The sequence below is a fragment of the Pseudomonadota bacterium genome, from assembly GCA_010028905.1.
Classification (GTDB): Bacteria; Vulcanimicrobiota; Xenobia; order RGZZ01; family RGZZ01; genus RGZZ01.
Window position 1 is genome coordinate 1 of sequence record RGZZ01000218.1, and the last position, 8,238, is coordinate 8,238.

The following is an 8,238-nucleotide window of genomic DNA, read 5'->3' on the forward strand; positions in this document are numbered from 1 at the left end:
CCAGGGTGCGAATCGACTGCTGCGGACGATACGCCTCGGCTGACTCTCCCAGCACGATGAGGCGTCGTGCCCGGATCTCCTCGGCGAACCGAGGGGCCACAATCTCTCGCCACTGCCAGGGGTGCACCGCCAGGCGCACGTAATCTCGCGGGTCACAGCCCTGGCGTCGCATCTCGGCATCGAACGTCGCGCACATGTCACCCAGATCGTCGTCGAGCCAGGCATCGGCGTTGATCTCCGAGACGTGCGTTCGGGCGCTGCCTGCGTGGTGTGCGGCGAGCCAGATCACGCGCACCCGCGGCGCGAACTCCGGGCTGAACGCGGCATTGTCGACAAGGTCGAAGCCGACGCGGGACTTGTAGCCCGGATGGTAGGGGTGGCCGTCGGGCAGGCGGCTCTCGATCTCGTCATAGGCGAGGCCTCGCAGCGCCCCCTTGTCGCGGCGCCAGTGGGCCGACATGGCGTCTTTGAGCAGCGTCTCGTCGAGCTCGCCCGCGAAGCGCGCCAAAAGGTCGTCTGGGGCGCGATGCAGCGGCTGCAGTTCGGCGAGCATGCGGGCGGGAGATTCGGCCTCCGATCCGTTGCGCATCACGATGCCGTCGATGCGGATGCGATCGAATGCGAACGCTTGTCGCACACGGAATGTGTAGGTGGCCTCGCCGTGCAGCCGGGCCATCCCGTCTGCGTCGATCTCCGGGTGCACGATCTTCTCGTACACCATCGATTCGAGAAGCTGTCGGAAGAGCCGCCGACGCACATCGAGGAACGTCTCCGCGATGAGGGATTCCTGTAGCAGGGAATGGGGGGTCATGGGTTCACGCTCCTGAGCGGATTGGGGATCTGGACGTAGCGCGGCCGCTCGCCGAGGTCGAGCAGCCGACTCGTGAGGTTGGCCTTGGCGGGAAGGGTGGGGGCCTGGAGCAGGCGGTTGCAGGCGGTCGCCCATGCGCCGCCTCGGCAGGCCAGGCGCTGCATCGCGTCGCTCACCACGGCCCAGAGCGCACGCTCTGGGGTCGCGGTATCAGCCGCCAGCGCAGCCACGAGATTGCCGAGATGGTTCACGAAGAAGTAGTAGCAGAGACGTCTCCACGCGGTCTCGGCGTCGTAGCGCGCAGGGCTGTCGCTGGCCAGGCCAGCGCAGGCTGGGGTTCCGTCGACCAGCGCGCCGCCCTCGAGATCGCGCACCAGCAGGTGCGCTGGCCAGCCGTCCTGCACGCACAGCAGGGCGTTCTGCGCGTGGGCCTCGAGGCTCACGCCATGCTCTACGAAGAGCTCCAGCACCGGCGCCAGGCAGATGTCGAGATAGCGCGACAGCCAGTCTGCCGCGTCGGCGCCGCTCTCGCGCACGAGACGCAGGAGACGGGAGGGGCCGCCCACGGGGCATGGCTCGAGGAGGGCGGCCACCACTACCGGCGGGGGCAGATGGCGCGGTGGTCCGTCGCGATGAAGAGTGTTGAGCTGCTCGGCCAGGGCAGAGGGCAGCGCGATCTGGTCGATGCTGCGGTCGCGGAGAACGGTGAGGGTCTCCGCGGCGGGTATGCGATCGAGCGCGGCGCTCACCGCGAGGCTGCGCTGCACGTGCTCTGTCGGGTTCAGCCGCCAGTAGTGCGTGATGCGTATCTGCAGCGCCAGCTTGATGAAGCGGTTCGTCTGCGGCGCGTATACGGTGCGCACCGACGAGGTGGGCCAGACCTCGGGCCCCTGGGGTCCGAGCCAGCGCAGGCGACCGCTTCGCACGAGCGCATCCATCGATGGGTCTCGCTGCAGGTGCGAGGCCTGCCAGGGGTGGCAGGGCAGCGGCGCGCCATCAAGCGAGAGGGCGTGGAGCGTGAATGCGGCGCCCATCTCGGGCGCGTAGCGCGCGAGATCGTCGTCGGTGAAGCCCTCGGACGCCTTCGGCGTGGGATGCATGGCGTGCCCGAACACGAGTGCCTGCTCGCACTCTCGCAGGAGGTCGTTCGCATCGGTGCTTCGGGGCAGTGTCGATCCGGGTGCCGGGGCGTCTGCCGCGGCGCGTTGGCGGGCGTGACGGAGGAACTGCGCGGTCTTGCGAACGCTGTTCTCGATCTCGCCCATGAGGGCATCGGTCAGCGGGTCGACGGCGGTTTTCGTCTGGCGCAGCGCCACGTCGCGTGTGAGGCATCGGCAGAGGTCTTGCGGCGTGATGGGACGGTGGCGACCTTGCGACGTGCGCTCGGTGATCTCACCAAATCGATGATGCCCGATGGCGGATCGATGGACCACTGCGACGCTGATGGAACGGCCATCGACGAGGTTGATCGATTCGCCGGCCACGTTGTGGCCGGTCTCCCGGAGCCAGCAGTTGAGCACGCGTTCGGCGGCGGCCTGCCACGCGACGTCGCGTTCGGGGGCCTGCGGGGGAGGCACGAGGGGAGCGGACAAGGTCAGCATGCGACTTCCTCTTTGACCGTGATGGGGGGCTGAACGGAGTGTTCCGGAGCGGAGGTTGAAACGGTTGTGGGCGCGACTCGGGGCGCAAGCATGGCCGTCGCCCCTCCCAGCGCGAAGCAGCCGGCCATGCACGCGAAGACGCCGGTCGTCGGCAGCGCTGCGGCCAAGGCCGACCCCAGCAGTGCCCCGATGATCTGCCCCATGGTGAGGGCGCTGTTGGCGACCCCGATGCAGATCCCTTGCATACCCTCACGGGCCTGGCCGCTCACCTGCAGGTAGACCGATTGCCCGATGGCGCTCACGCAGAAGCCCTGCACGACGCGAAGGGCCACCAGGGCCTCTGCGTTGGGCGCCACCGGCTGAAGCGCCACCGCCACGGCGCACCCCAGGGCGGCGGTGCAGAACGTGACGCGGGTCGGCCATCGGTCGTTGCGAGCGCCCCACCATGCCGCCCCGATCATCGAGGCCATCCACGTCGCTGCGTGCAGCGACCCCACCACCCCTCCCGCATGCTTCGGGTACAGGGTGCTCACATGGGTGGCGAAGATGGCGATGATGCCGTAGGTGCCGGTCTGCACGAGCATGCCGCCCACCACGTAGGGACAGGTCTCGCGACGTGTGATAACGCCCAGGGCAGATCGCAGGGCACCCTGCTGGCGCGCGCTTGCGGCGGGTGTCTGTGTCTCGGTGAGCAGTGCGGCCGCGCACAGGCTGCTGGCTGCAATGAGCAGCCCGGCCAGGGCGGTGAGCGGGCTGAAGCCCACCCGGTCGCTGGCAAAGCCGCCTACGATCGGCCCTACCAGCGCTCCAGCCGCGGTGGCGGTCTGCAGCGCGCCGAGGGCCTTTCCTCGGTGGTCACGGGGGGTCTGGGTGGTGAGGAAGGCGGCCGCCGCGTCATCGACGCCGCCAAAGGCGCCTTGCAGCAGGCGCGCCAGGAAGAGCTGCTGCGGGGTTCGCGCCATCGACATGAGCCCCACGCTGGTGGCGATGCCGACGAGGGCGCGCACCACCATGGCCTTTCGCCCCAGCAGATCGCCGAGCCGGCCCCAGACCGGGGCGGCCAGCATCAGCGTGAAGGCTGGCGCGGCGATGCACAGGCCGCTCCAGAGGCGGTTCTCGGCGGCATCGCTGACCCCGAGACGGGCGATGCAGATCGGCATGAGCGGCACCAGCACGGTGAGCCCCGCTGTGACGAGGAACTGACCGATCCACAGGATGCGCAGGTTACGCGGCCAACCGCTCATGTGGCACGCGCCCTTCTGCGGAGGAAGACGGCGAGGCCGGTGGCCAGCATGAGTGTGGGGACCAGCCCCACCAGCGCGCAAACAAGTCGGCCGGGAAGGCCGGCCTGCAGCGTGTGCGCGGGAAAGACCTGGTTCATGATCCGCGTGCCCAAGGGGGCGGTGTGGGCGTTCTCGATTGAGACTGTGCGGCCTTGGTCATCGAAGGTCACAGCGGTGCGACCAAGCGGGTGCCATTCCCCGGGCTGCTTCAGGCGCACGCGGGTGAGGGGGCGATCCGGCGCGGGCAGGTTCACCCAGGTTGCGACAGCCTGGGGGAAGCGGTGAAGGGCTGCGGCAACGAGGGTCTGTATGCGACCCTCGCGGGTCTGCAGGAGCGGGGGCGTGTCGGTCTGTGGCACGGGGACTTGAGATATGGCGAGCCATCGGTTCAGGGCGGTCTCGCACGGGGTGTAGAAGATCAGGGCCAGCCCGGTGGTGGCGGAGAGCAGCAGGAAGGGGAGGGCGAGGGTGCCGGTGAGGTTGTGCAGGTGCCAGGCGTTGCGCGACAGGCTCGCGGAAGCGGTGCGGAGACGTTCGAGGCTGCGACCGAGGGGGATTCGAAGGCGCAGCCCGCTCACGCCCAGCGCGATCAGGGCGGCGGCGGGGATGGCGGTCAGGGCTTTGTGATCGAGGAGGAGCGACGTGTGGAGGCGCAGCAGCATCTCGCGCGGCACCTGGCCCTCGGCGCGGTGCCCGGTGACGCGGCCGCTCTGATCGACATAGACGTGGCGCTCGTCGTCGGTGACGAGCTCATACACGTCGCGAGCGTCTCTCGGAAGGCGAACGCGGACCGCCTTACGGGGGAGAGCGGTCCGCGTCGCTGCTGCGACGATGTCATCGATGGATGCGCGCGTGTCACCTGGGGGGGAGGTCAGCATCTGGGGGTGGGTCGCCTGATCGATCGGTTCCACGAAGCACAGGAGAGAGCCCGTGAGACCGATGAGGGCGAGCCAGGCACCCGAGGCGAGACCGATGATTCGATGAATGCGCAACGTGGGGGGGCGTTGATGGCGCATGCTCAGCTGATATTGATAATGGGTTTCATTTTCAGTGTGGGTAGGGAGAGTCTACAAGGTGCGGTTCCCTCGTGTCAAGGGCTTCTGTGGAGTTGCGAACGGTGTTCGAATGCGGCGGTCAGCCTGGGGAGAGCGGCCGGGTGCCGTGTGTGGGGGGGGGCGAAGGGCCGGCGCCGCAGAGGAAGCGAAGCAGATGGACGCCGAAACCCGTGCGACCGTGAAGAATCCCAGTCCGCGTCCCGACCTCATCGGAGCCTACAACACCCAGAGCTGGTGGCGGCTTCTCCTCGACACCAAGGGCTCGATGCTCAAGGAGATCTCCGCCCGCGTCACGGTGGTTCTCGTCTTTGCCGTGGCCGTCACTGCGGCAGATCGTCTCTGGATGGGGCTGAGCATCCCCAATGTGGCGCACGTCATCGTGGGTGGCTTTCTCTCCCTGCTGCTTGTGTTTCGCACCAACGCGTCGTATGACAGGTTCTGGGAGGGTCGGCGTCAGTGGGGCGCCATCATCAATGAGTCGAGGAATCTCGGCCGGCAGTGCGCGTCGAGCATGCGTGGCGACCCTGCGGCGGTTCGCGCTACGCTGAACTGGGCCATCGAGCTGCCCTGGGCCATCATGCACACCCTGCGACGAACGGAGTGGATCAGTCAGAACCTCTCTGATGACGATGCCGCCTCGGTTCGCGCGGCTCCTCATCTTCCCACGGCCATTGCGGTCCAGATCTCGTCGTGCCTCGAAGATGCCAGGCGACGCCGGCTCATCTCTGATCTGAGCCATGTTGCCATGGACCAGAACGTAGGCCTGCTGGTCGACTATTACGGCGCGTGCGAGAGAATCCACAAGACGCCGCTGCCGTTCGCCTATGTCGTGCATCTCCGGCGCGCTCTGGTGATCTACCTGGTCACGCTGCCCTTTGCCCTGCTCTCGTCATTTCAGTGGGGAACCATCCCCGCGACGTTCCTCATCGCCTACATCTTGTTCGGGATCGAGGAGATCGGCGTCGAGATCGAAGACCCGTTCGGGACGGACATCAACGACCTGCCCGTCGAGAACTACTGCAAGGGCATACAGACGGTGCTCACCGATCTCATCGACCGCTCTGAGCGCTGGCACGCCGCGCTCGAAGCGAACGACGGCAGCGTGTCGCTCGACGAGGAGGAGCGGGAGGACCGGGAGAGCACCGTCTCGGGCTGAAGGAGAGCGCTCAGGCCTGAAGCTCGGGGACGCGGGCGCCGCCGACGAAGGTGTTCCAGTTCACGGGTTCGACACGTGCCCCTTCCTTCGGGTTGTCGGTTCCCATCGACATGCCGTTGCCCAGGTAGACCTCGACGTGGGTCGCCTGCGGCGGGGGGATGCCGCGGTCGTTGGGGGACCAGAAGAAGAGCAGGTCGCCGGGCTTCAGCTGGTCGCGGCTCACTGCGCTGCTCTTGTAGTCGGCCTGCAGGAAGCGCGCGGCCATGCGGGGGTTCTGCACGCCCACGTCCTTGAGGCTGCGGTACACCAGCCCAGAGCAGTCATACCCCCCTCCCTGGCCCACGGCGCCTGGGACATAGGGGGCGCCTTGCTTGGCCAGGGCAGCATTGATGAAGGCAACGGTTCGGGGAGGGACGTTCTGTCCCGCGGGATCGAACTGACCGTAGTGGTTTGCGGGCGGAGCAGGTGTGCAATGGCCGTTGCTGCCTCGGGGAGGGGGCATGCCGTAGGGCAACGTGCCTCCACCCCAGGGCATCATTCCGCCCCACGGCATGTTGGGCGCGGGAGGGAAGCAGTAGCTGTTCAGGGGGGGCTGGCAGTACTGGCTCTGTTGCATCGCCTGGGTGGCGGCCATCTGCGCGAAGAGCTGCTGCAGCATCGTCATGCTCTGGGCAGCCATCTGGGACTGCATCATGAACATGCTCATCATGTCCATGCCGGGCATCATTCCCATGCCGGGCATCATTCCCATGCCGGGCATCATTCCCATGCCGGGCATCATTCCCATGCCGGGCATCATTCCCATGCCGGGCATCATTCCCATGCCGCTGAACCCCATGCCAAATGAGCCTTGAAGCATGACCTGTCCTCCCCGGTCTCGCGGTTCGCTCGAGGGACGCTACTTCGGGGCGCCTGTCTCGAAAGTGCAGAATGCGAGATATCATTCTCTCTTCACGCGAAGAGCGCCATCTGTCTAGGGGGCAGGGAAGAATATGCGTGACACAAGAATCCTCCCTGAGCATGAGCACCCTCGACGAGCATGGTATCCCTGATATTGAGGGTCCCGATGAGGTGGCCGAGCCCTCCCTGGAGGCCGTGATGGAGGCGCTCTCCGCGCCGCCAGACTGGTTTGACGCATCGGTGTGCGCCGCCATCGCCCCGCCTCTGGCCACCGTGGTCGATCGACTCGATCGCGCACTGGCGAGTGAGACGCACGATCTCTCCCTGGCCGACGAGCTCGAGGCTTCCCAGTGGCTGGTGGGGGCGATGCGTGAGCAGTTCCGCCACGAGCTCACCTACCAGCACCTCGACGAAGAAGAGGAAGCGCTGGCGGCAGACGCGAGCCTCGCCTTCCTCGCTGCGGAGGAGCACATCGGGGCCGTGCGATCTGCGGCTGCCGCTGGGGATATCGACCTGCTGCTGGCCTTGCGCGCCCCGCTCGTGACCTGCCTGCAGGTTCTCACCGCGTCCCTCGAGCGCCTCAAGGCCGCCGACGAGGGACGCCCGCTGCTGAGCCCCATTCCCGCCGTGAACGCGCTCCTGCGCGTGGCCCAGGCGGTTCGTGATGATCGCCTCACCTTCGATGTCATCGAGGGCCGTCTGTCTGCCATCGATCCCGTCATCTCCCAGGCGCGGGCGTCACTGGGGCGTCCTGGCGGCGACCATCCTCTCCTGGCCCCGTTGCTCGAGGCCCACGCCGAGGCTCTCGAAGCGCTTCGCGCCTGCGCGGTGAACGAAGACACGAATGGCCTCGATGACGCCATGGCGGCCGTTCGCGATACGGCGCAGGCGCTCTTTGACGCCCAGCCCGCAAGAACGGCCGAGGGGGAGGCTGTCGCCGCGCTGTGCCCCTTCTGTGGCGGCGCCCTCGAGAACGCCTCTCGTCTCTGCTCGACCTGTGGCGCGCGCCTGCCCGAGCGTGTGGGAGAGGCATCGAGCATCGCCGAGGCCGCGCCTTCCGAGGCCTTGCCCGACTACGCCCAGGAGATTGTCGACCTTGTCGAGCGCCTGCACGCGGGGGAGCTGTGTCTCGAGCTGCTGCACGACGCACTGGTGGGGCTGCGGGGACGCACCGAGCAGGCATTGGGTCGATTGGGCGAGGTCCCGTCGCCCACCGGGGAGATGCCCGACCACGAGCGGGTTGCGTGGGCAGGGGCGCGATCGGCCATGGAGAGAGGACTCGAACAGATGGCGGCCGCCGTCGAGACCCTCGAGGCGGCCTGCGGGAACCAGGACGCGCACGGCCTCGATCTCGGCGTGGCGCGGCTGCGAGGGGCCATCAAGGAGATGCGCGAGCTCCCGCACATCGTCGACCGCCTCGTCGCCTTGCTGT

The 8,238-nt window shown here is 67.6% G+C and carries 7 protein-coding genes; 2 read left to right on the forward strand and 5 right to left on the reverse strand.

Annotation, left to right across the window (positions count from 1 at the left end; genetic code table 11):
* The 4 genes from EB084_14645 to EB084_14660 form a co-directional block, all read right to left on the reverse strand.
* A partial coding sequence (locus tag EB084_14645; GenBank protein ID NDD29497.1) for a siderophore biosynthesis protein occupies window positions 1-811 on the reverse strand: 811 nt, incomplete at its 3' end.
* On the reverse strand, window positions 808-2,412 hold the full coding sequence (locus tag EB084_14650) for a hypothetical protein (GenBank protein NDD29498.1): 1,605 nt from the start codon (window positions 2,410-2,412) through the stop codon (window positions 808-810). The genes EB084_14650 and EB084_14645, both read right to left, overlap by 4 nt.
* Window positions 2,406-3,656 carry an MFS transporter gene (locus EB084_14655; GenBank protein ID NDD29499.1) on the reverse strand — a complete coding sequence of 417 codons (1,251 nt, stop codon included), beginning with the start codon at window positions 3,654-3,656 and terminating at the stop codon, window positions 2,406-2,408. Before EB084_14655 ends, EB084_14650 begins: the two co-directional genes overlap by 7 nt.
* A complete protein-coding gene (locus EB084_14660; protein ID NDD29500.1) occupies window positions 3,653-4,711 on the reverse strand; it encodes a PepSY domain-containing protein in 1,059 nt (352 codons plus the stop codon). The genes EB084_14655 and EB084_14660 overlap by 4 nt, the downstream gene beginning before the upstream one ends.
* A 193-nt stretch (window positions 4,712-4,904) precedes the next feature.
* Here EB084_14660 and EB084_14665 point away from each other — a divergent pair, with 193 nt between their 5' ends.
* Window positions 4,905-5,906, forward strand: a complete 1,002-nt coding sequence (locus EB084_14665) for a hypothetical protein (GenBank protein ID NDD29501.1) — start codon at window positions 4,905-4,907, stop codon at window positions 5,904-5,906.
* 10 nt (window positions 5,907-5,916) lie between these two features.
* On the opposite strand, the gene EB084_14670 is transcribed toward EB084_14665, so the two are convergent.
* Window positions 5,917-6,765 (reverse strand): hypothetical protein, encoded by an 849-nt coding sequence (locus tag EB084_14670; protein NDD29502.1) that lies wholly within the window; start codon window positions 6,763-6,765, stop codon window positions 5,917-5,919.
* Window positions 6,766-6,926: 161 nt separating this feature from the next.
* Between EB084_14670 and EB084_14675 the strand changes: the two genes are divergently transcribed.
* A partial coding sequence (locus EB084_14675; GenBank protein ID NDD29503.1) for a zinc ribbon domain-containing protein occupies window positions 6,927-8,238 on the forward strand: 1,312 nt, incomplete at its 3' end.

Excerpts from the sequence above, each read along its gene's own strand:
- EB084_14655 (NDD29499.1), bottom strand. The coding sequence starts at position 3,656 with ATGAGCGGTTGGCCGCGTAACCTGCGCATCCTGTGGATCGGTCAGTTC.
- EB084_14665 (NDD29501.1), top strand. The coding sequence starts at position 4,905 with ATGGACGCCGAAACCCGTGCGACCGTGAAGAATCCCAGTCCGCGTCCC.
- EB084_14670 (NDD29502.1), bottom strand. The coding sequence starts at position 6,765 with ATGCTTCAAGGCTCATTTGGCATGGGGTTCAGCGGCATGGGAATGATG.
- EB084_14660 (NDD29500.1), bottom strand. The coding sequence starts at position 4,711 with ATGCGCCATCAACGCCCCCCCACGTTGCGCATTCATCGAATCATCGGT.
- EB084_14650 (NDD29498.1), bottom strand. The coding sequence starts at position 2,412 with ATGCTGACCTTGTCCGCTCCCCTCGTGCCTCCCCCGCAGGCCCCCGAA.